This window comes from Acidovorax sp. NPDC077693, from assembly GCF_044542805.1.
Classification (GTDB): domain Bacteria; phylum Pseudomonadota; class Gammaproteobacteria; order Burkholderiales; family Burkholderiaceae_C; genus Acidovorax.
In genome coordinates this window covers 106,892-128,805 of sequence record NZ_JBITVD010000016.1, presented here as the reverse complement: position 1 = coordinate 128,805, position 21,914 = coordinate 106,892, and the positions used below count along the sequence as shown (strand labels likewise).

At 68.7% G+C, this 21,914-nt stretch carries 17 protein-coding genes; 8 read left to right on the top strand and 9 right to left on the bottom strand.

Features of this window, described 5'->3' with window-relative positions:
- Window positions 1-65: 65 nt before the first annotated feature.
- Window positions 66-737 (bottom strand): NAD(P)H-dependent oxidoreductase, encoded by a 672-nt coding sequence (locus ACIGHN_RS21600; protein WP_396505957.1) that lies wholly within the window; start codon window positions 735-737, stop codon window positions 66-68.
- A 416-nt stretch (window positions 738-1,153) separates the two neighbouring features.
- Here ACIGHN_RS21600 and ACIGHN_RS21595 point away from each other — a divergent pair, with 416 nt between their 5' ends.
- Together ACIGHN_RS21595 and ACIGHN_RS21590 are read left to right on the top strand one after the other, a co-directional pair.
- Complete coding sequence (locus tag ACIGHN_RS21595; protein WP_396505956.1) at window positions 1,154-3,367, top strand: ATP-binding protein; 2,214 nt, start codon at window positions 1,154-1,156, stop codon at window positions 3,365-3,367.
- Window positions 3,368-3,455: 88 nt separating this feature from the next.
- The gene (locus ACIGHN_RS21590; RefSeq protein WP_396505996.1) at window positions 3,456-4,091 is read left to right on the top strand and encodes an RluA family pseudouridine synthase; all 636 of its coding nucleotides are present in this window, start codon (window positions 3,456-3,458) and stop codon (window positions 4,089-4,091) included.
- Between the two features lie 102 nt (window positions 4,092-4,193).
- On the opposite strand, the gene ACIGHN_RS21585 is transcribed toward ACIGHN_RS21590, so the two are convergent.
- Window positions 4,194-5,078: an EamA family transporter gene (locus ACIGHN_RS21585; RefSeq protein ID WP_396505955.1), complete on the bottom strand. Its 885-nt coding sequence runs from the start codon at window positions 5,076-5,078 to the stop codon at window positions 4,194-4,196.
- A gap of 76 nt (window positions 5,079-5,154) precedes the next feature.
- On the opposite strand from ACIGHN_RS21585, the gene ACIGHN_RS21580 reads away from it, so the two are divergent.
- The 4 genes from ACIGHN_RS21580 (at window position 5,155) to ACIGHN_RS21565 (ending at window position 8,952) form a co-directional block, all read left to right on the top strand.
- On the top strand, window positions 5,155-5,670 hold the full coding sequence (locus tag ACIGHN_RS21580) for a MarR family winged helix-turn-helix transcriptional regulator (protein ID WP_396505953.1): 516 nt from the start codon (window positions 5,155-5,157) through the stop codon (window positions 5,668-5,670).
- Between the two features lie 49 nt (window positions 5,671-5,719).
- Window positions 5,720-6,484 (top strand): SDR family NAD(P)-dependent oxidoreductase, encoded by a 765-nt coding sequence (locus ACIGHN_RS21575; protein WP_056412488.1) that lies wholly within the window; start codon window positions 5,720-5,722, stop codon window positions 6,482-6,484.
- A gap of 91 nt (window positions 6,485-6,575) precedes the next feature.
- Entirely contained in the window at window positions 6,576-7,760 is a 1,185-nt protein-coding gene (gene bktB / locus ACIGHN_RS21570) for a beta-ketothiolase BktB (RefSeq protein ID WP_396505950.1), read from the top strand.
- Window positions 7,761-7,956: 196 nt separating this feature from the next.
- Window positions 7,957-8,952 carry a tripartite tricarboxylate transporter substrate binding protein gene (locus ACIGHN_RS21565; protein WP_056412496.1) on the top strand — a complete coding sequence of 332 codons (996 nt, stop codon included), beginning with the start codon at window positions 7,957-7,959 and terminating at the stop codon, window positions 8,950-8,952.
- Window positions 8,953-9,146: 194 nt separating this feature from the next.
- Here ACIGHN_RS21565 and ACIGHN_RS21560 read toward each other — a convergent pair whose 3' ends face one another.
- The 4 genes from ACIGHN_RS21560 to ACIGHN_RS21545 form a co-directional block, all read right to left on the bottom strand.
- On the bottom strand, window positions 9,147-9,584 hold the full coding sequence (locus ACIGHN_RS21560) for a universal stress protein (protein WP_056412499.1): 438 nt from the start codon (window positions 9,582-9,584) through the stop codon (window positions 9,147-9,149).
- A 181-nt stretch (window positions 9,585-9,765) separates the two neighbouring features.
- Entirely contained in the window at window positions 9,766-10,548 is a 783-nt protein-coding gene (locus ACIGHN_RS21555; RefSeq protein ID WP_396505948.1) for a 2OG-Fe dioxygenase family protein, read from the bottom strand.
- Between the two features lie 137 nt (window positions 10,549-10,685).
- Complete coding sequence (locus ACIGHN_RS21550; RefSeq protein WP_396505947.1) at window positions 10,686-11,210, bottom strand: hypothetical protein; 525 nt, start codon at window positions 11,208-11,210, stop codon at window positions 10,686-10,688.
- A 252-nt stretch (window positions 11,211-11,462) separates the two neighbouring features.
- On the bottom strand, window positions 11,463-14,423 hold the full coding sequence (locus ACIGHN_RS21545; RefSeq protein ID WP_396505945.1) for an EAL domain-containing protein: 2,961 nt from the start codon (window positions 14,421-14,423) through the stop codon (window positions 11,463-11,465).
- A 124-nt stretch (window positions 14,424-14,547) separates the two neighbouring features.
- Here ACIGHN_RS21545 and ACIGHN_RS21540 point away from each other — a divergent pair, with 124 nt between their 5' ends.
- Window positions 14,548-14,922, top strand: coding sequence for a PilZ domain-containing protein (locus tag ACIGHN_RS21540; protein WP_056412506.1), 375 nt, complete (start codon window positions 14,548-14,550; stop codon window positions 14,920-14,922).
- 105 nt (window positions 14,923-15,027) lie between these two features.
- On the opposite strand, the gene ACIGHN_RS21535 is transcribed toward ACIGHN_RS21540, so the two are convergent.
- Window positions 15,028-16,719, bottom strand: a complete 1,692-nt coding sequence (locus tag ACIGHN_RS21535; RefSeq protein ID WP_396505943.1) for a long-chain fatty acid--CoA ligase — start codon at window positions 16,717-16,719, stop codon at window positions 15,028-15,030.
- Between the two features lie 229 nt (window positions 16,720-16,948).
- On the opposite strand from ACIGHN_RS21535, the gene ACIGHN_RS21530 reads away from it, so the two are divergent.
- Window positions 16,949-17,305: a hypothetical protein gene (locus ACIGHN_RS21530; RefSeq protein ID WP_396505941.1), complete on the top strand. Its 357-nt coding sequence runs from the start codon at window positions 16,949-16,951 to the stop codon at window positions 17,303-17,305.
- Here the strand turns inward: ACIGHN_RS21530 and ACIGHN_RS21525 are convergent.
- The gene (locus ACIGHN_RS21525) at window positions 17,263-17,700 is read right to left on the bottom strand and encodes a hypothetical protein (RefSeq protein ID WP_396505939.1); all 438 of its coding nucleotides are present in this window, start codon (window positions 17,698-17,700) and stop codon (window positions 17,263-17,265) included. The two genes, ACIGHN_RS21530 and ACIGHN_RS21525, sit on opposite strands and share 43 nt — an antisense overlap.
- A 29-nt stretch (window positions 17,701-17,729) precedes the next feature.
- Entirely contained in the window at window positions 17,730-21,869 is a 4,140-nt protein-coding gene (gene hrpA, locus ACIGHN_RS21520) for an ATP-dependent RNA helicase HrpA (protein ID WP_396505938.1), read from the bottom strand.
- Between the last annotated feature and the right edge of the window lie 45 nt (window positions 21,870-21,914).

The following is a 21,914-nucleotide window of genomic DNA, read 5'->3' as shown; positions in this document are numbered from 1 at the left end:
TTCATAGAAAAAAAATGCCGGGCGTGTGCCCGGCATTTTTTTGTGGGTCGCCTGAAGCCTCGGGTTCAGACTTCGGTCACGAACTGTTCGCGGGGGCGGCGCACCTTCTTCAGGTTCACCAGCCAGTCGCCTTCGTCGGCACGGTAGCCCAGCGGCAGGATCGACACGCTGCGCAGGCCGCGTGCCCGCAGGCCCAGGATCTCGTCCAGGGCGTTGGGGTCGAACCCTTCCATGGGGGTGGAGTCCACTTGCTCGAAAGCGGCAGCGATCAGGGCGGCGCTCAGGCCGATGTAGGCCTGGCGGGCCGCGTGCTGGAAGTTCACTTCGGCATCGCGCTGGGGGTAGCTGTTCAGCAGCATCTGGCGGTAGTTCTCCCAGCCTTCGTTCTTGAAGCCGCGCTGGTCGTTGGTCAGGTCGAACATCATGTTGATGCGATCGGCCGTGTAGTTGTCCCACGCGGCGAACACCAGCAGGTGCGAGCCGTCGGTGATCTGGGCCTGGTTCCAGGCGATGGGCTGGATCTTGGCGCGCACCGCGGGGTCGGTCACGACGATGATCTCGAACGGCTGCAGGCCGCTGGAGGTGGGGGCCAGGCGCGCGGCCTCCAGGATGCGCTCGACCTTGTCCTGCGGAACCTTCTTTTCGGGGTTCAGCTTCTTGGCGGCATAGCGCCATTGCAGTTGGTCGAGCAGCGGCTGGGCAGCGGCAGCGGCGGTGGTGGTGTTGGCAGTGGTCATGTTGGAATAGTCCTGTGATCTGGGCCGTGATGGTTGCGCGCGCCGTGCGGTACGGCGGCGGCATATCAAATGTATGCAAGCCTGCGCGCGCCGGTAAGCCGTCAAAGGGAAAAGGATTGTTCACGTTTGGCCAACAATCGCCGCTTTTGCAGCAGGCCGGTGCGGGGCCAGCGAACACCCGGCGACCCCCGCCTACCCGCCTACCACCTACCCGCCAACATCCGCCTCCCACCCACAGCGACCCACGCCAACCCACCTGGCGGGCTGTGGTCTTGCGCGCTGCGGCTGCCGCGGCGCAATCTGCGGGCGTACACTTCGGCGCATGCCTTGCGGCGCCCCCGCAAGCCCTGCACGGCGGCAGCGCACGGCCCTTGCGCTGCACAGCACCTGCGTGGAGTCCGCGCGGCCTTTTTCCCATGAGCGAACCCGACCTGTCTTTTCTGGACCCCTCCCGCCGCATGCCCGCGCAAGTGGCTGGCGCGCCGGGCACGCCGGTCGTGCGCACCGGCCCGCCGGCGCTGCCGCCCGGCGCACCTGCCGAGGGACTGGTGGCCGAGCTGCGCGCCTACCAGGCCGAGCTCGAGAGCCAGAACAAGGTGCTGCGCTACAGCCAGACCGTGGCCGAGAGCGCCTACGAGCGGTTCGAGACGCTGTTCGCCAGCCTGCCCCTGGCCCTGATGGTGGTGGACGAGCACGACCTGGTGGTGCAGGCCAACTCCATGGCGCACCGATCGTTCCAGCCCACCGAGCGCGACCGGCCGCTGACGGCGCTGCTGCCCTTCGTGCGCGAGCAGGACGCTCGGCGGGTGCGCGAGGCCTTCGCGCTGGCCAAGGACCTGGGCCACAGCGACGTCAAGGAGGTGGTGTTCGCGATCAATGACGACACCCGCATCAACGGCGACCTGCACATCGCCCACATCGAGGCACCGCAGGCCAGCGGGCCGCCGCTGCCGCAGTTCCTGTGCGCGGTGATCGACCAGGGCCCGCTGCTGGCCGAGCGCCAGGCGCTGCAGCACAGCGCGCTCACGCTGCAGCAGCGCAACCAGCAGCTCTACGCCAGCGAAAAGCGGCTGGAGGCCATCATCAATTCGGCGCTCGACGCCATCCTGTGCGTGGACCAGCACCAGCGCATCACCGTGTTCAACCCCACGGCCGCGGCGCTGTTCCAGTGCAGCGCGGGCGACGCGCTGGGCAGCACGCTCGACCGCTTTCTGCCCGACGCGGCGCAGGCCCTGGCGTTTGCGCAGCTCACCACGCAGGCCATGCTGGGCGAGATGACGGCGCTGACGGCCAGCGGCAAGGAGCTGGCGGTGGAAGTCAGCGTCTCGTTCGAGCGCCACGCGGAAGGCGAGACCACCACCGTGTTCGCGCGCGACCTCACCGGCCGCAAGAAGGCCGAGGCGCACCGCAACGAGCTGGAGGCGCAGCTGCGCGAGTCGCAAAAAATGCAGGCCGTGGGCACCATGGCCGGCGGCATCGCGCACGACTTCAACAACATCCTGGGCGCCATCCTGGGCAATGTGGAACTGGCCAAGGCCGACTGCGCGCCCCACTCGCCGGTGCTGGAGAGCCTGCTGGAGATCGACAAGGCCGGCCGCCGCGCGCGCGACCTGGTGCGCCAGATCCTCACCTTCAGCCGCAACGAGCCGCCGCGGCGCACCGCCGTATCGCTGGCCGAAGTGGTGCACGACACCGAGCGCCTGCTGCGCGTGACGCTGCCCCCCGCGGTGGAGCTGCACATGCACCTGCAGCAGGGCCTGCCGCCCGTTCTGGGCGACGCCACGCAGGTGGAGCAGGCGCTGCTGAACCTGTGCACCAACGCCGTCCACGCCATTGGCACCGAGCGCGGCAGCATCCATGTCGAAGCGGCCGCGGTGCAGCCCGACCACCGGCTCAGCGAGCGGCTGGGCCTGGCCCCGATGGACTACGTGGCGCTGGCCGTGCGCGACACCGGCCCGGGCATGGACGCGGCCACGCTGGAGCGCATCTTCGAGCCCTTCTTCACCACCAAGCCTGTGGGCCAGGGCACGGGCCTGGGGCTGGCGGTGGTGCATGGCGTGATGCGCACGCACGAAGGCGGCGTGGACGTGCAAAGCGCGCCCGGCCAGGGCAGCCGGTTCACGCTGTACTTTCCGGTGGCGCCGGCCAGCACCCTGCCCACCCCGCCCCCCGTGCCGCACACCCCGCCAGCCGCACCGCCCCCTGAGCCCGAGGTGGCCGACTGCGCACCGCCACCGCGCAAGCCGCATGTGATGTACGTGGACGACGACCAGGCCCTGGTGTTCCTGGTGCAGCGGCTGCTGCGCCGCCGGGGCTACGAAGTCAGCGGCTTCACCGACCCGCACGAGGCCACGGCCGCGCTGCGCGCCGCGCCCCAGTGCTACGACCTGCTGGTGACCGACTACAACATGCCCGGCTTCTGCGGCGTGGACCTGGTGCGCGAGGCCCGGCTCATCCGACCCGACCTGCCGGTGGCGCTGGCGTCGGGCTACGTGACGGCCGAGATCGAACAGGAAGCCCTGGCCGAAGGCGCGCGTGCCCTGATCCACAAGCCCAACGATGTGGAAGAACTCTGCGCCACGGTGCAGCGGCTCATTGCCGGCAGCGCAGCAGGCGATGAAGCCGCCTGAGCCGGCCGAGCCCGCGGTGGGCGCCGGGCACGCGGTGGACGCTCTTCACGCCCCGCCCGCTGCGCAAGCCGCGCTCGCCGTGCAGGCGATGTACGAGGACGCCGATCTGCTGGTGCTGCAAAAGCCCTCCGGCCTGCTCTGCGTGCCCGGACGCGGACCGGACAAGCAGGACTGCCTGAGCGCCCGCGCGCAAGAGCGCTGGCCCGGCGCGCTCATCGTGCACCGGCTGGACCAGGCGACGTCGGGCCTCGTGATCATGGCGCGCCACATCGACGCCCAGCGGCGCCTGAGCCACGCCTTTGCCGAGCGCCAGGTGCACAAGCGCTACCAGGCCGTGGTGCAGGGCCGCATGCAGCCCGACGGTCAGGCGACCGATGCCTGGCAGGACATCAACCTGCCGATCGCGGCCGACTGGGAGCGCCGCCCCCTGCGCGTGATCGACGCCGTGCTGGGCAAGCCCAGCCTCACCCGCTGGCGCGTGCGCCGCCACGACGCGGCCCAGGGCACTACCCATGTCGAGCTGGAGCCGGTGACCGGCCGCACCCACCAGCTGCGCGTGCACCTGGCCGCGGTAGGCCACCCCATTCTGGGCGACGCGCTGTATGCCGATGCCGCCACGCAGGCGCAGGCCCCGCGGCTGCAGCTGCATGCGAGCCATCTGCGCTTCTTGCACCCGGCCACAGGGGCCGAGGTGGCGCTGGAATGGCCGGCAGAATTTGAATGAAAACAGGGCCTACCGCGCTCTAGAAAAGCGCTAGCTGCTATCATTTCAATAGCAACTGCCGGTGACCGCTCCGTGCAGCAGTGCAGTCAAACGCGCCCCAGGCTACACCGCCGCAGGCCGCGACATCGCCCACTGCACCGCCAGGATGCTGCCCAGCACCACCAGCATGCCCACCAGCGAGATGCCCCGCATCGACTGCCCCAGCAGCGCCCAGCCCAGCAGCACCGCCGTCACCGGGCTCAATAGCCCCAGCGACGACACCGCCACCGAAGGCAGCCGCGCAATGCCGCGGAACCACAGCGCATAGGCCAGCAAGGCGCCCGCCACGCTCAGGTACACATAGCCGGCCACGTTGACGGCGGTCAGCACGGGCAGCGGCGGGTCCACCAGCCAGGCCACGGGCGCCAGCATGAGGCCGCCCGCCAGCAGTTGCCAGCCGGTGAAGGCCAGCACCGGCAGGTCGGACCGCCAGCGGCGCGACCAGAAGGTACCCGCCGCCATGCACAGCGTGCCCACCAGCGCAGCGGCCACGCCCACCATGTCCCAGCGTGCGCCGGGCGACAGCAGCAGCGCCGCCATGCCCAGCACGCCCAGGGCACCGGCCGCCAGGGCCACGGCGGGTGGGCGCCGGTGGTCCATCGCCCAGGTCAGTCCCATCACCACCAGCGGGCCGATGGCGCCCACCACGGCGGCCACGCCACCCGGCAGCCGGTACGCCGCCACGAACAGCAGCGCCTGGAACACGCCGATGTTCAGCGCCGCCAGCACCACCAGGCGCCGCCAGCCGGTCCAGTCGCCCCATGCCGGCCAGCGGCGGCACCACAGCACCAGCAGCAGGCCGGCGGGCAACGTGCGCAGCAGCGCGGCGGTGAAGGGCCGGTCTGGCGGCAGCAGCTCGGTGGTGACGATGTAGGTGGAGCCCCAGATCACAGGGCCCACCGCGGTGGTCAGCGCATCGAGCCAGGGAGCGGAGCGGGTGTCTTGCATGGTTAATTATCTTCAATTCAAGATAAATAACTCTACCATACAATCTTGAAATCAAGATACTTTGAAGCCCGACACGATGGCCACACAACGCCAACCCGACGCCGTGGACGCCATCCTGGCTCAGTGGCATCGCGAGCGCCCCGACCTTGACGTCAGCCCCATGGGGCCGATCGGCCGCATCAAGCGCTGCACCGCCCTGCTGGAGCGCCGGCTGGACGAGACCTTTGCCGAGTTCGGCCTGAGCGTGTGGGAGTTCGACATGCTGGCCACGCTGCGCCGCTCTGGCGCGCCGTATTGCCTGGCGCCCACCACGCTGTTCTCCACACTCATGGTGACCTCGGGCACCATGACGCACCGCATGGGCAAGCTCGAAGCCAGCGGCTGGATCACCCGGCTGCCCAACCCCGACGACGCGCGCAGCTCGCTGGTGCAGTTGACCCCCGCCGGGCTCGCGCTGATCGACCGGGCCGTGGAGGCCCATGTGGCCAACGAACACCGCATCCTGGCGCCGCTCAAGGCCGCCGACCTGGCCGCGCTGGACGCCCGGCTGTCGCTGCTGCTGGCGGCGCTGGAGTCCCCCACGGGGCAGTAGTTAGCCACCGGCACGCGCTGCGGTGCGTACTGCGCAGTAACATGGCGGGATGCCTCAAAACCACCTCTACATCCTGACCGGCGCGTCGCGCGGCATGGGCCTGGCCATGGCCCAGCAGCTTTTGCGCAGCGGCAACACGCTGATCTGCATCGCCCGCAGCGCCAACACCGACCTGGCCACCGAAGCCAAGGCTTCAGGCGTCACCATCGAACAATGGCAGCTCGACCTGTCTCAGGGCGAGCAGGCCGCGCACAGGCTGCAGGCCTGGCTGGCAGCCCAGGGCCCGCAGGCGTTTGCCAGCGCCACGCTGATCAACAACGCCGGCATGATCCCGCGCATCGCCCCGCTGTCCGGCAGCGACGCCGCCGACCTGGCCACCGCCCTGCGCGTGGGGCTGGAGGCGCCCATGCAACTGACCGCCGCCTTCCTGGGCGCCACCGATGCGTGGACGAGCGTGCCGCGCAAGGTGCTCAACATCTCCTCGGGCCTGGGCCGCCGCGCCATGGCCTCGCAAGCCGCGTACTGCGCGGCCAAGGCGGGCATGGACCATTTCACGCGCTGCGTGGCGCTGGACGAAGCCATCAAGCCCCACGGCGCCAAGGTGTGCTCGCTGGCGCCGGGCGTGATCGACACCGACATGCAGGTGCAGCTGCGCGGCGCTGCGCCCGATGCCTTCCCGGACCAGCAGAACTTTGCCAACCTCAAGACGGGTGGGCAGCTCACGTCGCCTGCCGACGCCGCAGCGCGCGTTCTGGCCTGGCTCGACCGCGCCGATTTCGGCACCAACCCGGTGGCTGACGTACGGGACGCGTAAACCGAAAGCTCCTATTTTGATAGCTGCTGGCGCTTGATGGACAAGCGGTAGCGGCCCATTTGATTCAAAACCTCTCTGAAAGGACCTCCCCATGACCCGTGAAGTCGTCGTCGTCAGCGCAGTGCGCACCGCCATCGGCACCTTTGGCGGCAGCCTCAAGGACATTCCGCCCACCGAGCTGGGCGCCCTGGTCGTCAAGGAATCGCTGGCGCGCGCCAACGTGGACGGCAAGGACGTGGGCCATGTGGTGTTCGGCCATGTGGTCAACACCGAGCCCCGGGACATGTACCTGTCGCGCGTGGCGGCCATTAACGGCGGCTGCGGCGAGGGCACCCCTGCCTACAACGTCAACCGCCTGTGCGGCTCGGGCCTGCAGGCCATCGTGAACGCCAGCCAGTCCATCCTGCTGGGCGACACGGACGTCGCCATCGGCGCCGGTGCCGAGGTCATGAGCCGCGCACCGTTCGCGAGCCTGAACATGCGCTGGGGCGCCCGCATGGGCGACACCAAGATGGTGGACATGATGATCGGCGCGCTGCACGACCCCTTCCACAACATCCATATGGGCGTGACGGCCGAGAACATCGCCGCCAAGTGGGGCATCAGCCGCGAGCAGCAGGACCAGCTGGCGGTGGAGAGCCACAACCGCGCCGAGCGCGCCACGGCCGCCGGCTACTTCAAGGACCAGATCGTGCCCGTGACCTTGAAGAGCAAGAAGGGTGACGTGTCGTACGCGACCGATGAGCACTTTCGCCCCGGCGCCACGCTGGCCGACATGGCCAAGCTCAAGCCCGTGTTCGCCAAGGAAAACGGCACGGTGACGGCCGGAAACGCCTCGGGCATCAACGACGCCGCCGCCGCGCTGGTGCTGATGGAAGCCGGTGCCGCCAAGGCGCGCGGCGCCAAGCCCCTGGCCCGCCTGGTGGCCTATGCCCACGCGGGTGTGGACCCCAAGTACATGGGCATCGGCCCGGTGCCGGCCACGCAGGCGGCGCTGAAGAAGGCCGGCCTCACCGTGGCGGACCTCGATGTGATCGAGGCCAACGAAGCGTTTGCCGCGCAGGCCTGTGCCGTCACCCAAGACCTGGGCCTGGACCCGGCCAAGGTCAACCCGAACGGCTCGGGCATTTCGCTCGGCCACCCCATCGGCGCCACCGGCGCGCTGATCACCGTGAAGGCGCTGCACGAACTGCAGCGCGTGCAGGGCCGCTACGCGCTGGTGACCATGTGCATCGGCGGCGGCCAGGGCATCGCCGCGATCTTCGAGCGCATGTAGTCCATGCCTTCGCCGCCCGGTGCTGCAGCCATCGCCAGCGGCGATGCTGCCACCCTGGATTGGCAAGGCAGGGCCCCCGGCGGATCAGCGATCATCCCCGGGTGCTGGCACCAAGACCGGCAGAGCGGCGCGCGGCCCATGCACATGGGCAACGCCGCCCGCCCATTTCATTGAACCGACGGAGACATATCTGACCATGATTCGCACCCTGCTTTCTTCCTTCACCGCGCTCGCCCTGGCGATGGGCGCCACCGCCCAGGCCCAGACGGCCGCCACCCCGGCCGCGTCCGGCGCTTACCCCAACAAGCCCATCCGCCTGATCGTGCCCTTCCCGCCCGGCGGCGGCACCGACATCCTGTCGCGCCTGGTGGCCACCAAGCTCACCGAGAGCGCCAAGTGGACCGTGGTGGCCGACAACAAGGCCGGCGCCGGCGGCACCATCGGCATCGGCGAGGCCGTCAAGGCCGCCCCGACCGGCTACGACCTGGTGATGGGCCAGAAGGACAACCTGGTCATCGGCCCCTGGCTGTACAAGAACCTGCCCTGGGACCCCACCAAGGACCTGACGCCCGTGGCCCACGTGGCCTACACGCCCGTGGTCATCGCCACCAGCGTGAACTCCAAGTACAAGAGCCTGGCCGACGTGGTGGCCGCCGCCAAGGCCGCGCCCGGCACCGTGACCTACGGCTCGCCCGGCAACGGCACGTCCATCCACCTGGCGGGCGATCTGTTCGAGAAGGCCGCGGGCGTGAAGCTCAGCCACATCCCGTACAAGGGCTCCAACCCCGCGCTGATGGATGCGCTGGCGGGCAACGTGGACCTGCTGGTGTCGTCGCTGCCGTCGGCCATGGGCCAGATCAAGTCCGGCAAGCTGCGCCCGCTGGCGGTCACGTCGGCCAAGCGCAGCTCGTCGCTGCCTGATGTGCCCACCGTGGCCGAGTCGGGCTTCAAGGGCTTTGACGTGAGCACCTGGTACGGCGTGTTCGCACCCGCAGGCACGCCTGCCAACGTGGTGGCCGCGGTGAATGCCGAGGTCAACAAGCTGCTGGCCACCGCCGACATGAAGGCCGCCATCCACGCGCAAGGCGCGGAGCCCGAAGCCATGTCGCCAGCGCAACTGGGCACGCTGCTCAAGACCGAGTATGTGCAGTGGAAGGGGATCGTGGAAGCTTCTGGCGCGAAAATAGAGTAACCCCCTGAGTCGCTTCGCGCCTTCCCCCAAAGGGGGACGCACCCGGTGGCCTGGCGGAGCCAGATCCACGGGTGCACTGGCGGGGGGGCGTGCTTGTTCTGCGGGCTGCTGGCAATGGGCAGTGGCGTCAAGAACTGCAATGAAAACGGCTCCCTGGGGAGCCGTTTGTCATGGGGCGGTGCTGTTTGCGATGGTCAGGTGCGCACGACCAGCACGGGGATGTGCACCACGCCCAGCACGCGCTGGGTGACGCTGCCCAGGACCAGCTTTTCCAGGCCGCGGCGGCCGTGGGAGCCCATCACGATGAGGTCGGCGCCGGTGCTCTCCAGCGCACGCAGGATGCCGTCGTGCACGGCATGGCCTTCGCCGACCACGGTGGTCACCTGCACGCCCGCTTCGGCCATGGCCTTGCGGGCGGCTTCGAGCGCCGTGTTGGCCTCTGCGGTGGCGGCGTTGATGTACTGCGCCTGGCCGTAGGCGAAATCAGCGCCCACGCCGGTGAAGGGATAGGGGTCGACCACATACACCGCCGTCACTGCGCTGCCAAAGGTCTTGGCCAGGGCGGCGGCCTTGGACACCGCCAGTGCGGAGGTCTCCGAGCCGTCTACAGGAACCAGAATGTGCTTGAACATGGTGCTTCTCCTTGGAGTGGATGGAAAGGGGGATGGGCCGGCTTGTGGCGGGCCCGTCTGACGCCAGTGTGAACGTCCACCATACCTTGCATCTTGATTCGCATCAAATGCGGCGCAGTCATTCCCGCGAGCCCGCAGGGTTTGACGCTGCGCCGGCCAGCATCCCGCAGGCCTGGCCGGGTCAGCCGCCCGCCGGCACCGTACCCACCACGTCCGCACCCTGGAAGTTGCCGCGCCGGCAGGTGACGACGAGCGTGTCGCGGTGGCCCGCAGCGTCCACCGGCTGGATGGGGGTGGACTCATGGATCATGCGCGCGTCGTCCAGCAGCAGCAGCGACCATGGCTCGGTCAGGGTGAAGCGCTGGCCGCTCGGGCCATGGGCTTCGAACACCCGCGTCTCTCCACCCTTGATGCCCGCGCGCCCCACCAGGAACACGGCCACCAGGTCCACGCCGTCGCGGTGCGCGCCTTCGGGCGTGGGGCGGCCGATGCCGTCGGTGGTGTCGATGCGGAACTGGTGCGCCTCCACGAACCAGGGCTGCGGCGCATCGGCGTTGGTTGCAAACACGGCGTCGGAGACATTGGCCAGAGCCGCCAGCAACTGATGCCATGCGGGCTGGGCCACGGTGGCGGGCTCCATGGGCGCGAACCAGCGCTCCATGCCGCCGTGCAGCGCGTTGTATTCCACCGGCTGCCAGTGGGCGCGGTGCGGCACCTGCTGCACCTGCCCGCCCTGCACCACGAAGCACGCGTGGCGACGGCGGCGGTAGCGTCCGCCGTCTTTCAGAAATTCATCGGGCGGCAGGCTGTCCCAGTCGCGATTGAGCGCCATCAACGCCGGCAAGTCGCCGCCGATGAAGCGGGCCACATCGGCCGGGGACAGCACGGCATAGCCGCGCTGGCTCAGATGATTGGCAACGTCCGAAGGGGTGGTGAACGGGGGTGAGAAAGTGACTTGGGCCATAGAGGTCCGAGCTTAACCGCTGCCACCTTCGCAGCGTCTGCGCTGGCGCAAATGACAGCGCCTTCCAGGCCTATAGGCTCAGGAAGGCGCGGGAGGCTGGAAAGGGCGCTGGGCGCTTCAGGCCGCCAGCTCAGCCCTCAATCGCGGTGGCCGTGCCCGTGGCCCTTGCCGTGGCCGCGTCCCCGGTCGTCGTCGCCGTGGCGATCACGTCCACGGTCCCGGTCGTGCTTGCCGCCATGGCGGTGGTCGTCGTCCCAGCGGCGGTCATCGCGCCCGTGCGGGCCGCGGTGGTGGGGAGGACCCCGGCGCGGTGGGGGCTCCTGCACAAAGTAGACCGGCTGGTTGCAGGCGTTGTAGCGGCCGCAGTGCTTACCCCAGTTCTTGGCATGGCCGGGCGGCACGTACATGTAGATGGGCGCGCGGGGCACCACGACCGCAGGGCGGTGGATGATCACGGGCTCGGCGTACAGCACGGGTGGCGGCGCCGCGTTGCCGATGTTGATGCGGCCATACACACCCGGTGCCAGTTCGCCGCCGACGGTGGCGTTGACGTAGCCCTGTGCCTGCGCACCGCCCGCCACAGCCATCAGCAGCGCAGCGGCGGCGCCAGAAAAGAAAAGGCGAAGACCTGAGGTCATCGTGAGGGTTGTGGTGTTTGTCATGGGGTGCTCCTTGTTGTTCAACGCGCCACGCACGCCAACCGTGCACCAGGGCCACCCATGGGCTGGACCGTCAAGCGCCCTTGACCCTACTGCATCGCGCCGCGCAGCGATGTCATCCAATGGCGACAGACGGGCCGACCAGCCGCAAGATGCCCAGGCCTGCAGACCCCGCATCCCGCGCCATGCCGGCCGTGCCCGAGGCCTCCACCCCGGAGACAGGGGAAACGGGCGAAGATGGCGAAGACGATGTTCTCAGGCCAACACGATCTCGGGCACGGCGAGCAGCGCGCTGGCCGGGCCCGGCCGTCCGAACAGGTAGCCCTGCCACACGTGGCAGCCCAGGCTGGCCAGCATGTCGCGCTGCTCGGCGGTCTCCACGCCCTCGGCGATCACGCCCAGTTCCATGGTCTGCGCCAGGGTGACGATGGCGCGCGCAATGCTGGCGTCGTTGGCGTCGGTGAGCAGATCGCGCACGAAACCCTGGTCGATCTTGAGCTGGTCCAGCGGCAGCCGCTTGAGGTACGCCAGGCTGGAATAGCCCGTGCCGAAGTCATCGAGCGAGAAGCGGATGCCCAATGCCCGCAGCGTGGTCATGCGCAGGATGGTGTCTTCCACGTCGTCCAGCAGCAGGGTCTCGGTCAGCTCCAGCTTCAGGCGCTGCGGGTCGGCGCCGGTCTCTTCGAGCATGGTCAGCACATCGTCGACGAAGTCGGGGTGGCGGAACTGGCGCGCGCTCACGTTCACGGCCAGGCTCCAGTGGGCAGTCAGCGGGCTTTGCGCCCACTGCACCAGCTGCACGCACGCGGTGCGCAAGATCCACGCGCCCAGCGGCACGATCATGCCCGACGCCTCCGCCACCGGGACGAACTCCCCCGGCGACACCAGGCCCCGCTCGGGGTGCTGCCAGCGCACCAGCGCCTCGGCCCCCACCATGCCGTCAAACTGGCTGATCTGCGCCTGGTAATGCAGCAGGAACTGGCCGTCCCGCAGGGCCTCGCGCAGGTCGGCCTCCAGTGCGGTGCGGGCCGACACGGCTGCCTGCGTGCGGGGGTCGAAGAACTGCAGCGTGTTGCGCCCTGCCGCCTTGGCCTGGTACATGGCCAGGTCCCCGCGCTTGAGCAGCTCGTCCACCGAGCCCTGCGCATCGGCATACAAGGCCACGCCGATACTGCAGGAGCCGTGGTACATGCGCCCGCCCAGCGGGTAGCCCTGCCCCAGCGCCAGCAACACGGTGCGCGCCACCGCCTCGGCCTGCGCCGCGGCTTCCGCGGGCTGGGGGCTCAGCCCCTCGATCAGCAGGACGAACTCATCACCGCCCAGGCGCGCCACGGTCACGCCCTGGCGCACGCCGCCCAGCCTGGCCGCCACCTGGCATAGCAGCTGGTCGCCGATCTCATGGCCCTGCGTGTCGTTCAGGTCCTTGAAGTTGTCCAGGTCCACGAACAGCAGCGCACCGCCGGTGCCCATGCGCGCCGCACTCGCGAGTCCATGCTGCAGGCGGTCGGCCATCAGGCGCCGGTTGGGCAGACCCGTCAGCGGGTCGTAGTACGCCAGCAGGCGGATCTCTTCCTCCGCCGCCTTGCGGGCCGAGATGTCGGTCTGCGTGCCCACGTAGTGCGTGATCTCGCCCTGCGGCGAGCGCACCGCGGTGACGGTGATCCACGCGGGGTATACCTCGCCGTTCTTGCGGCGGTTCCAGACCTCGCCCTGCCAGCCGCCGGTGGCGCTGAGTGCGTCCTTGAGCGCGGTATAGAAATGCGTGTCGTGGCGGCCCGACTGCAGCAGCCGCGGCGTCTCGCCCACGAGCTCCTGCACCGAGTAGCCCGTCAGCCGCGCATACGACTGGTTGGCCGTCAGGATGCGCTGGTCCGGCCCGGTCACCACCATGCCTTCGAACGACTCGAACACCGTGGCGGCGATGCGCAGCGACTCTTCGGCCTTGCGCCGCTCGGTGATGTCGGTGGAGATGCCGCACAGCGCATGGATGCTGCCATCGGGCAGGCGCAGCGGGATCTTGACGGACAGGTACGCCCGTGTCTCGCCCGTGGCCAGGTGCGTGTTGACCTCCTCCACCTCCAGCAGCTCGCCCTGCTGCAGCACGCGCCGGTCGTTGGCCTGCAGCTGCGCGGTGGTGGCCTGGTCGAAGAAGGCGGAATCATCGAGCCCCACCACGTCCTGCGCCTGCCGGCCGAACAGGCCGAGGATGTGGTGGTTGGCGTATTCGTAGCGGAAGTCCTGTCCCTTGATGTAGATGAAGGCGCCCACGCTGTCCAGGATGGTGGCCAGCTTCTGCTCGCTGGCCTGCAGCTTGCGCGTGCGCTCGTCCACCTTGCGCCGCAGCGCCACCGCCGACACCGCCGCCAGCAGCGCGAACACCGCCAGCGCCACCATGGCCCAGCCCATGGCCGCCGACATCTGCGCCCCTGCTTCAGGCCCGGCCCAACGGCCCATCACCTGCGTGTAGCGCGGCTCCGCGCCGGAGCGCCAGCGCTGCACCGACTGGTCGATGGCCGCCAGCACATCGGCATTGCGGCCCGGGCCGGTGGCGAAATACAGCGACGAGGGCTGGAACACGATGCCCGCATCGACCAGCCCGAAATGCCCCGCCTGCAGGTTGCCGAACAGGTGGTTGGAGATCACCGCGTCCGCGTCGCCGCGCTGCACGAACTCGAAGGCTTCGACCAGCGTCGACGCGTCGATCAACAGCACGGCGATGCCGAAGCTGTCCATCATGCTCAGAAAGGTGGCGCGCTGCACCGAGCCCTTGAGCACCGCCACACGCTTGCCCGCCAGGTCGAACATCGACTGGATGGTGCTGCCGCGTGCGCGGTAGACCTGCGACCAGCTGTGCAGCACCGGCAGGGAATGGAAGTCGTACAGCCGCTCGCGCTCGCGGGTGCGGGCGACATCGGGCATCAGGTCGAGCTGACCCGCGGCCAGGGCATCCAGGCAGTCCTGCCATTCGCACGGCACATAGCGCAGCGTCCAGTGCTCGCGCTCGGCCACCAGCTGCAGCAGGTCGACAAAAATGCCCGACGCCCGGCCCTGCGCGTCGACAAACAGCTTGGGCTCGTTGGAGTACACCCCCACGCGCAACTCGCGGGGCGCAGCATGCGCACTGGGGCCGATGCATGCATACAGCAATGGCGCCAGCACCATCCAGCGCAGCCACACAGCGTACCGGGCTCTGAACAGGGATGCGCGTGAATTCAACAGCTGATCCCCTAAGAGAAAGCCACATGTTACCGAAAGGTTGCAAAAACATCCAAACGTAATAAACGACCGGCGCGCTTGGAGTAGCATGTACCCACCACCCCGCTTCGCCCAGGAGACAGCGATGCCCCATGAACGGCGCCACTTCGTCCGCGTTGGTTTCGACGCACCGGCCCTGCTGACCACCGCCACGGATGCCTTCAGCGTGCACGTGCTGGATTTGTCCCTCAAGGGCGCGCTGCTGGTGGCCCCCGCCCAGGCGGAGCTCGAAGCCGGCATGCTGTGCCAGCTCACCATCCCGCTGGCCGAGACGGGCAACCACATCGCCATGTCCACCGAAATCGCCCACGTCGAGGGCCAGCACGCCGGCCTGCTGTGCCGCGGCATCGACCTGGACAGCGTGACCCACCTGCGCCGCCTGATCGAACTGCAGCTGGGCGACCCGGCCCTGCTGGAGCGGGACCTGGGCGAGCTGACGCTGGCGGGGCCGCAGCACTGAGGGTGCTGATGCGGCCTTGCATGCGGCCCCCTCTCCCCGGCCCTCTCCCGCGAGGGGAGAGGGAGTGAAGACAGCGGAGCCTGCGCGCGCCGACTGGCCGCCGTCCTACTGCTGCGCTTCCTGCTCCTGCAGCGCCCGCCACATCACCTTGCCGCTGCCGCTCTTGGGCAATGCGCTCACAAACTGCACGATGCGCGGCACCTTGTAGACCGCCATGTTCTCGCGGCACCAGTCGATGATCTGCTGCTCGGTGGTGGTGTCCTTGTGCGATGCCCGCAGCACCACCACGGCCTTGACCGTCTCGCCGCGGTAGCTGTCCTTGGCGGCGATGATGCAGGCCTCCTGGATGGCGGGGTGGCGGAACATCAGCGCCTCGACCTCGGCCGGCCAGACCTTGAAGCCGCTGGCGTTGATCATGCGTTTCAAGCGGTCGGTCAGGAAGAAATAGCCGTCCTCGTCCATGCGGCCCAGGTCGCCCGAGCGGAAAAATCGCTTGCCCTCGAATTCGATGAAGGCCGAAGCCGTGGCGTCCGGGCGTTTCCAGTAGCCCTCGAACACCTCGGGGCCGTGGATGATGATCTCGCCCTGCTCACCCACGGGCATTTCCTGCAGGGTGTCGGGGTCGACCACGCGCGCATCGGTGCTCATGAACGGGATGCCCAGGCACTGCTGCTTGGGGTGGTCCGGCGGGTTGGAGTGCGACGGCGCGGCGGTCTCGGTCAGGCCGTAGCCTTCGGAATACCGCAGCCCGTACTGCTCCAGCAGGCGCTGCGCCACGGCCTGCGGCATGGCCGCGCCGCCACCGCCGATGTAGACCAGGCTGGAGAGGTCGTAGCTGGCAAAGTTGGGGCTGCCCAGCAGGTCGATGACCATGGTGGGGATGTTGGTCCAGTTGGTGACCTGGTAGCGCGAGATGAGGCGCCCGGCCAGGTCGCGGTCCCACCGGGGCATGATGACCAGCGTGGCGGCCGAGTAGATGGCCGTGTGCATCACGCTCACCATGCCGGTGATGTGGAACATGGGCACCACGGCCAGCGTGACGCTGTCGACCGACCCCGTGCCCCACAGCGCACTGGCGGCAGCGTTGTGCAGGATGCTCCGGTGCAGGTGCATGCAGCCCTTGGGCAGGCCGGTGGTGCCGCTGGTGTAGGGCAGCAGTGCCAGGTCGTCCGGGCCCACCAGCAGTTCGGGCGGCGCCTGCGCAATGTCGAGCGCGTCGGTCCACGCATGGGTCTGGCCTCCGTCGAGCACGGGCAGCGGGTGGCGTGTGCCCAGCCACTCCATCCAGGCTTCAGGCGGCGCATCGGCCCCGGTCACATTCACATCGAAGGCATCGGTGAACTGCGTCACCACCAGGTGCGCCAGGCGCTCGCCCGCGGGCAGCGCGTTGCTGGCCTTGGCCATCTCGGCGGCCAGGTCGCCGGTGGTCAGCGCCACCTTGGTGTCGGGGTCGGTGATGTAGTGCTTGAGCTCTTCGGCCCGGTTCATCGGGTTGACCGGCACCACCACGGCGTTCGCGCGCAGGATGGCGAAGTGCGCCATGACGAGCTGCGGGCAGTTCTGCATGCACAGCACCACGCGGTCGCCGCGCTGCACGCCCAGGGCTGCGAGCCGTGCGGCCAGGCGCTCGGCGCCTTCCACCAGTTGCCGGTAGGTCAGCGTGCGGCCAAAAAAGACCAGCGCCGCCTTGTCCGGGTAGCGGCGCGCACTGATGGCCAGGTTGTCCCACAGCGAGGTGGACGGCAGCGTGATGGCCTTGGGCAGGCGGTGGGGCCAGAACTTGTAGTGAGGGCGCATGGAGCAAGGATTCCTTTGAAGAACGCAGCCTAGTTCGCATGGTGCCCGACGGCATTGGGGATGGCACTGATGCAGCGTCGCGCAGGTGACGCTCAGCCGTCGCGGCGGACCGGGCCCCGGCGGCTCAGTGCCGAGGCGGCGGCAGCACCAGGGCCCCGCAGGGCGTCGGCTACCATCGTCACCACGCCGCCTGTTCTTTTTTGCCCTGCTTCATTCAAGACCCGACGACATGCTGACCCTCGCCTACTACGCACTGATGCTCCTGGTCGGATACTTCTTCTACCGGTACGGGCAGAAGCTGCTCCACCAGGGCCGGCGTGACGAGAACGATGAGCTCACCAAGCCGCCTGTCGGGCCCATCAGCTTTCTGTTCGTGGCCGGCTTGGCGTTCTATCTCCTGTTCGAGGCCCTGCGCGCCGTGGTGCTGCAGCAGATTCCATGCGTCGGCAAAGGCTGCAAGGGGCAGCTCTACACCCTGGCGGAGCATTCCGGCCCGTACTGGGCGAACCTGTTCTTTGTGGTGTGGATGGTGCTGGCCCTGGGCTACACGATGTACGTGACGGTCAGGATCTGGACCAGGGACTGAAGACCGGGCTGTATGCGCCGCACCGCATGGCCTGGCCCGCGCGGGACCTCATCCCCGTGGCCGCACGACGCCACCTCTGCCTGATCGTCGGGGATGGGCACCCCGTACTTCCCCAGCCCTACAGCCTCCGGACAATTCGGGCGCGGCAGGGCTGCGGCAAGCAGCCAGAGCGTCACGAAGATGAGCCCGCCAATACCGCGCAGCCCCGCATGCCGCCGGGGCATGCGCAACAGGCCCGCCACGAGAGCAGCGGACACCAGAAAGCAGACAGACAACGCGTCGCGGTAGTTGCCGTAGTACACCCACTCGGTGTAGTGGCCGCCCCACCGGTTCACCAGCCAGAACGACCACATCGGCAAAGTCGCCGCCAGCACCAGGGCCAACCACCAGGCCATCGCCCGGGGCCAGCCAGACCGCTGCGGCGTCAGCTCTGGATCTGCGCCCACAGCTTGTCCAGGCGCTTGACGCTCACCGGCTGCGGCGTGCGCAGCTCCTGCGCGAAAAAGCTCACGCGCAACTCTTCCAGCAGCCAGCGCAGCTCCTGCATGCGCGCATCCACCGCGCCCTTGCGCTCGGCCACCAGGCGCCAGTAGCGCTGCTCTTGCGGGCGCAGCTCGGCCAGCTTGGCGGCGTCGCGGGCGGGGTCGGCGCGGTACTTGTCCAGGCGCAGGGTGATGGCCTTGAGGTAGCGCGGAAAGTGCGCCAACTGGGCCCAGGGCGCCTGCGCGATGAACTGCTTGGGCACCAGGCGCTGCAGTTGCTGCTGCGCGTCCTGCGTGGCGTCGGGGGCGTTCTTGGTGTCCTTGATCTTGCGGGCGGCAGCGGCGTACTCGACCAGGATGCCGGAGGCCAGCCGCGCCACTTCGTTGGCGATCAAGGTCAGCCGGCCCCGGCCCTCTTCCACGCGGCGCTTGAAGGCGTACTCGTCGGTGGGCAGCGGGTCGAGCAGGAACGCGCGGTCCAGCGCCACGTCGATGATCTGGGCGCGCAGTTCTTCCTGCGTGCCGCCGCCGGTGCCGTCCGGCGACCGGCCGACCTGCATGTACGCCACCGCCATTTTCTGCAGGTCGGGGATGTTCTTTTCCAGGTACTTGAGCGCGTCCTTGATCTGCAGCGCAAACAGGCGGCGCAGCCCGGCGCGGTGCTTGGCGGCGGCCACTTCGGGCTCGTCGAAGACTTCGATGGTCACCGCATCGCCGCCATCGATCAGCGCCGGAAAGCCCACCAGCGTCTGGCCGCTCTTCTTGATTTCCATCAGCTCCGGCAGCTCGCCAAAGGTCCAGGCGGTGTAGCGCTGGCCCGCGGGCGCAGCCGGCGCAGACGATGGCGCTGCAGCCGGTGCGGCCTTGCCACCCGCCCCGCCCTTTGCTCCTGATTCGATAGCTGCTTGCGCTCGCCCAGCAAGCGGCGGGGGCTGTTTTTGCTCAATATTTGCACTGTCTGCAGCGCCACCACCGCTGCCACCACCGAGCTTGAGCCCCGCCAGCGCCTGGAACGCGCCCCGCGCCTTGGCGCCCCATTCGGCCTTCAGGGCGCCCAGGTTGCGGCCATGGCCCAATTGGCGGCCGTGCTCGTCCACCACGCGGAAGTTCATGAACAGGTGCGGGCTGAGCATGTCCAGCTTGAAGTCGGCGCGCTTCACATCGAGCGATGTCTCGTCGCGCACCTGCTTGAGCAGTGCGTCCGTGAGGCTGCCGGTACCAAACCGCTCGGGCGTGTTGAACAGCGCGGCCAGGCGCGTGGCCGACTCGGGCAGCGGCACGAATCGGCTGCGCGGGCGCTGGTGCAGGCTCTTGAGCAGGGCCTGGATCTTGTCCTTGAGCATGCCGGGCACCAGCCACTCGCAGCGCTCATCGTTCACCTGGTTGAGCACGAACAGCGGGATGGTCACGGTGATGCCGTCACGCGGGTCGCCAGGCTCGTGCAGGTAGGTGGCTGTGCAGTCCACCCCACCCAGGCGCACGGTCTTGGGAAACGCGTTGCTGGTGATGCCCGCGGCCTCGTGGCGCATGAGCTCTTCGCGCGTGAGCTTGAGCAGGTCGGGCTTGGCCTTCGACTCTTCGCGGTACCAGGCCTCGAAGCCATGGCCGTTGCAGATGTCCGCTGGCAGCTGCTGGTCGTAGAAGGCATAGATGAGCTCGTCGTCCACCAGCACGTCCTGCCGGCGCGACTTGTGTTCCAGCTCTTCGACCTTGGCGATGAGCTTCTGGTTGGCGGCCAAGAACGGCAGCCTGGTCTCCCAGTTGCCGCCCACCAGCGCTTCGCGGATGAAGATCTCGCGCGCAGCGTACGGGTCGATCTTGCCGAAGTTGATGCGCCGGCCGCTGTAGATCACGATGCCGTAGAGCGTGGCGCGCTCCAGTGCCGTCACCTCGGCCGACTTCTTCTCCCAGTGCGGGTCGAGCAACTGCTTTTTCAGCAGATGGCCGCCTACCTGTTCGATCCACTGCGGCTCGATGGCGGCGATGCCCCGGCCGAACAGGCGCGTGGTCTCCACCAGTTCGGCCGCCACGATCCAGCGGCCGGGCTTCTTGGACAGGTGCGCGCCCGGGTGCTTGTAGAACTTGATGCCCCGCGCGCCCAGGTACCAGTCTTCCTCTTCGCTGCGCGCACCGATGTTGCCCAGCAGCCCGGCCAGCATGGACAGGTGCAGCTGCTCGTAGCTGGCAGGCTGCGTGTTGATAGGCCACTTGTGCTCGGTGACCACGGTGAGCAGCTGGGTGTGGATGTCGCGCCACTCGCGCAGGCGGCGGATGCTGATGAAGTTCTGGCGCAGCAACTGCTCGTACTGGCGGTTGCTCAGCTTGTGGGTGGGCGCCTGGGCCGAGACGCTGGCGACAGCGGGCGCGGGCGCCGCAGCGGCCACCAGCCGCTGGGCCACGGGCAGGTGGGCCTGCGACGGGGCGCGCTGGTGGGCCATGGCCTTTTGCGCGCGGGCCGAGGGCAGCGTGGGCGCGCCGCCGCGGGCCTCGTTGATCCACTTCCAGAGCTTGAGGTAGCCGCTGAATTCGCTCTTTTCGTCGTCGAACTTGGCATGCGCCTGGTCGGCCTGCTGCTGGGCTTCCATGGGCCGGTCGCGCACGTCCTGCACGCTCAGGGCGCTGGCGATGACCAGCACTTCGTCCAGCGCCTTGCGATCGCGCGCCTCCAGAATCATGCGGCCCACGCGCGGGTCGAGCGGCAGGCGCGACAGCTCCACGCCCATCGGCGTGAGCTCGTTGGACTCGTCCACCGCGCCCAGCTCGGCCAGCAGCTGGTAGCCGTCGGCAATGGCGCGGCCCGACGGGGCCTCGATGAACGGGAACTGCACCACGTCGCCCAGGTGCAGCGACTTCATGCGCAGGATGACGCCGGCCAGCGATGACCGCAGGATTTCGGGGTCGGTGAAGCGCGGGCGGGCGTTGAAGTCCGACTCGTCGTACAGGCGGATGCAGATGCCGTTGGCCACGCGCCCGCAGCGGCCCGCGCGCTGGTTGGCTGCCGCCTGGCTGATGGGCTCGACCAGCAGTTGCTCCACCTTGCTACGGAAAGAATAGCGCTTCACGCGCGCCGTGCCTGCGTCGATGACGTACCGGATGCCCGGCACGGTGAGCGAGGTCTCGGCCACGTTGGTCGCCAGCACCAGGCGGCGGCCGGTGTGCCCGTCGAAGATGCGGTCCTGCTCGGCCTGCGACAGGCGGGCGAACAGCGGCAGCACCTCGGCGTTGCGCATCACCGGCTGGTGGGCCAGGTGCTTGCGCAGGTGGTCGGCCGCCTCGCGGATCTCGCGCTCGCCGGGCAGGAAGATGAGGATGTCGCCACCGGCATTGCCCTGCCAGAGCTCGTCCACCCCATCGGCGATGGCTTCATTGAGGCCGTAGTCGCGCGTGTCCTCGAACGGGCGCCAGCGCTGCTCCACGGGAAAGGTGCGGCCCGACACGTAGATGATGGGCGCAGGGCCTTTGGCGGATTCGAAATGCTTGGCAAACCTGTCCGCATCGATGGTGGCAGACGTGACGATGACCTTGAGGTCCGGCCGGCGCGGCAGGATCTGGCGGATATAGCCCAGCAGGAAGTCGATGTTCAGGCTGCGCTCGTGCGCCTCGTCGATGATGATGGTGTCGTAGGCCTTGAGCAGCGGGTCGGTCTGCGTCTCGGCCAGCAAGATGCCGTCGGTCATCAGCTTGACCGACGCATCGCGCGACAGCCGGTCCTGAAAGCGCACCTTGAAGCCCACCACGTCACCGAGCGGCGTGTTCAGTTCTTCGGCGATGCGCTTGGCCACGCTGCTGGCGGCGATGCGGCGCGGCTGGGTGTGGCCGATGAGCTGGCCCTTCTGCCCGGGCTTGGCATTGCACTTGCCACGGCCCAGCGCCAGCGCGATCTTGGGCAGCTGCGTGGTCTTGCCCGAGCCCGTCTCGCCGCACACGATCACGACCTGGTGCTTCTCGATGGCCGCCATGATCTCCTCGCGCCTGCCCGACACCGGCAGCGACTCCGGGAAGGTGATGCGCAGCGGCGCGGTTTTGGGGGCAGTGGGCGGGGCTGCTGCTGGCGGGGAGGTAGGAGGCGCGGATTCGGTCATGAAGGCACGCATTATCGGAGGCAGGCGTTGGCCCTGTGCAACACA

Coding starts and splice junctions, on each gene's coding strand:
- ACIGHN_RS21600 (WP_396505957.1), bottom strand. CDS start 737: ATGACCACTGCCAACACCACCACCGCCGCTGCCGCTGCCCAGCCGCTG.
- ACIGHN_RS21595 (WP_396505956.1), top strand. CDS start 1,154: ATGAGCGAACCCGACCTGTCTTTTCTGGACCCCTCCCGCCGCATGCCC.
- ACIGHN_RS21590 (WP_396505996.1), top strand. CDS start 3,456: ATGTACGAGGACGCCGATCTGCTGGTGCTGCAAAAGCCCTCCGGCCTG.
- ACIGHN_RS21585 (WP_396505955.1), bottom strand. CDS start 5,078: ATGCAAGACACCCGCTCCGCTCCCTGGCTCGATGCGCTGACCACCGCG.
- ACIGHN_RS21580 (WP_396505953.1), top strand. CDS start 5,155: ATGGCCACACAACGCCAACCCGACGCCGTGGACGCCATCCTGGCTCAG.
- ACIGHN_RS21575 (WP_056412488.1), top strand. CDS start 5,720: ATGCCTCAAAACCACCTCTACATCCTGACCGGCGCGTCGCGCGGCATG.
- bktB (WP_396505950.1), top strand. CDS start 6,576: ATGACCCGTGAAGTCGTCGTCGTCAGCGCAGTGCGCACCGCCATCGGC.
- ACIGHN_RS21565 (WP_056412496.1), top strand. CDS start 7,957: ATGATTCGCACCCTGCTTTCTTCCTTCACCGCGCTCGCCCTGGCGATG.
- ACIGHN_RS21560 (WP_056412499.1), bottom strand. CDS start 9,584: ATGTTCAAGCACATTCTGGTTCCTGTAGACGGCTCGGAGACCTCCGCA.
- ACIGHN_RS21555 (WP_396505948.1), bottom strand. CDS start 10,548: ATGGCCCAAGTCACTTTCTCACCCCCGTTCACCACCCCTTCGGACGTT.
- ACIGHN_RS21550 (WP_396505947.1), bottom strand. CDS start 11,210: ATGACAAACACCACAACCCTCACGATGACCTCAGGTCTTCGCCTTTTC.
- ACIGHN_RS21540 (WP_056412506.1), top strand. CDS start 14,548: ATGCCCCATGAACGGCGCCACTTCGTCCGCGTTGGTTTCGACGCACCG.
- ACIGHN_RS21535 (WP_396505943.1), bottom strand. CDS start 16,719: ATGCGCCCTCACTACAAGTTCTGGCCCCACCGCCTGCCCAAGGCCATC.
- ACIGHN_RS21530 (WP_396505941.1), top strand. CDS start 16,949: ATGCTGACCCTCGCCTACTACGCACTGATGCTCCTGGTCGGATACTTC.
- ACIGHN_RS21525 (WP_396505939.1), bottom strand. CDS start 17,700: ATGGCCTGGTGGTTGGCCCTGGTGCTGGCGGCGACTTTGCCGATGTGG.
- hrpA (WP_396505938.1), bottom strand. CDS start 21,869: ATGACCGAATCCGCGCCTCCTACCTCCCCGCCAGCAGCAGCCCCGCCC.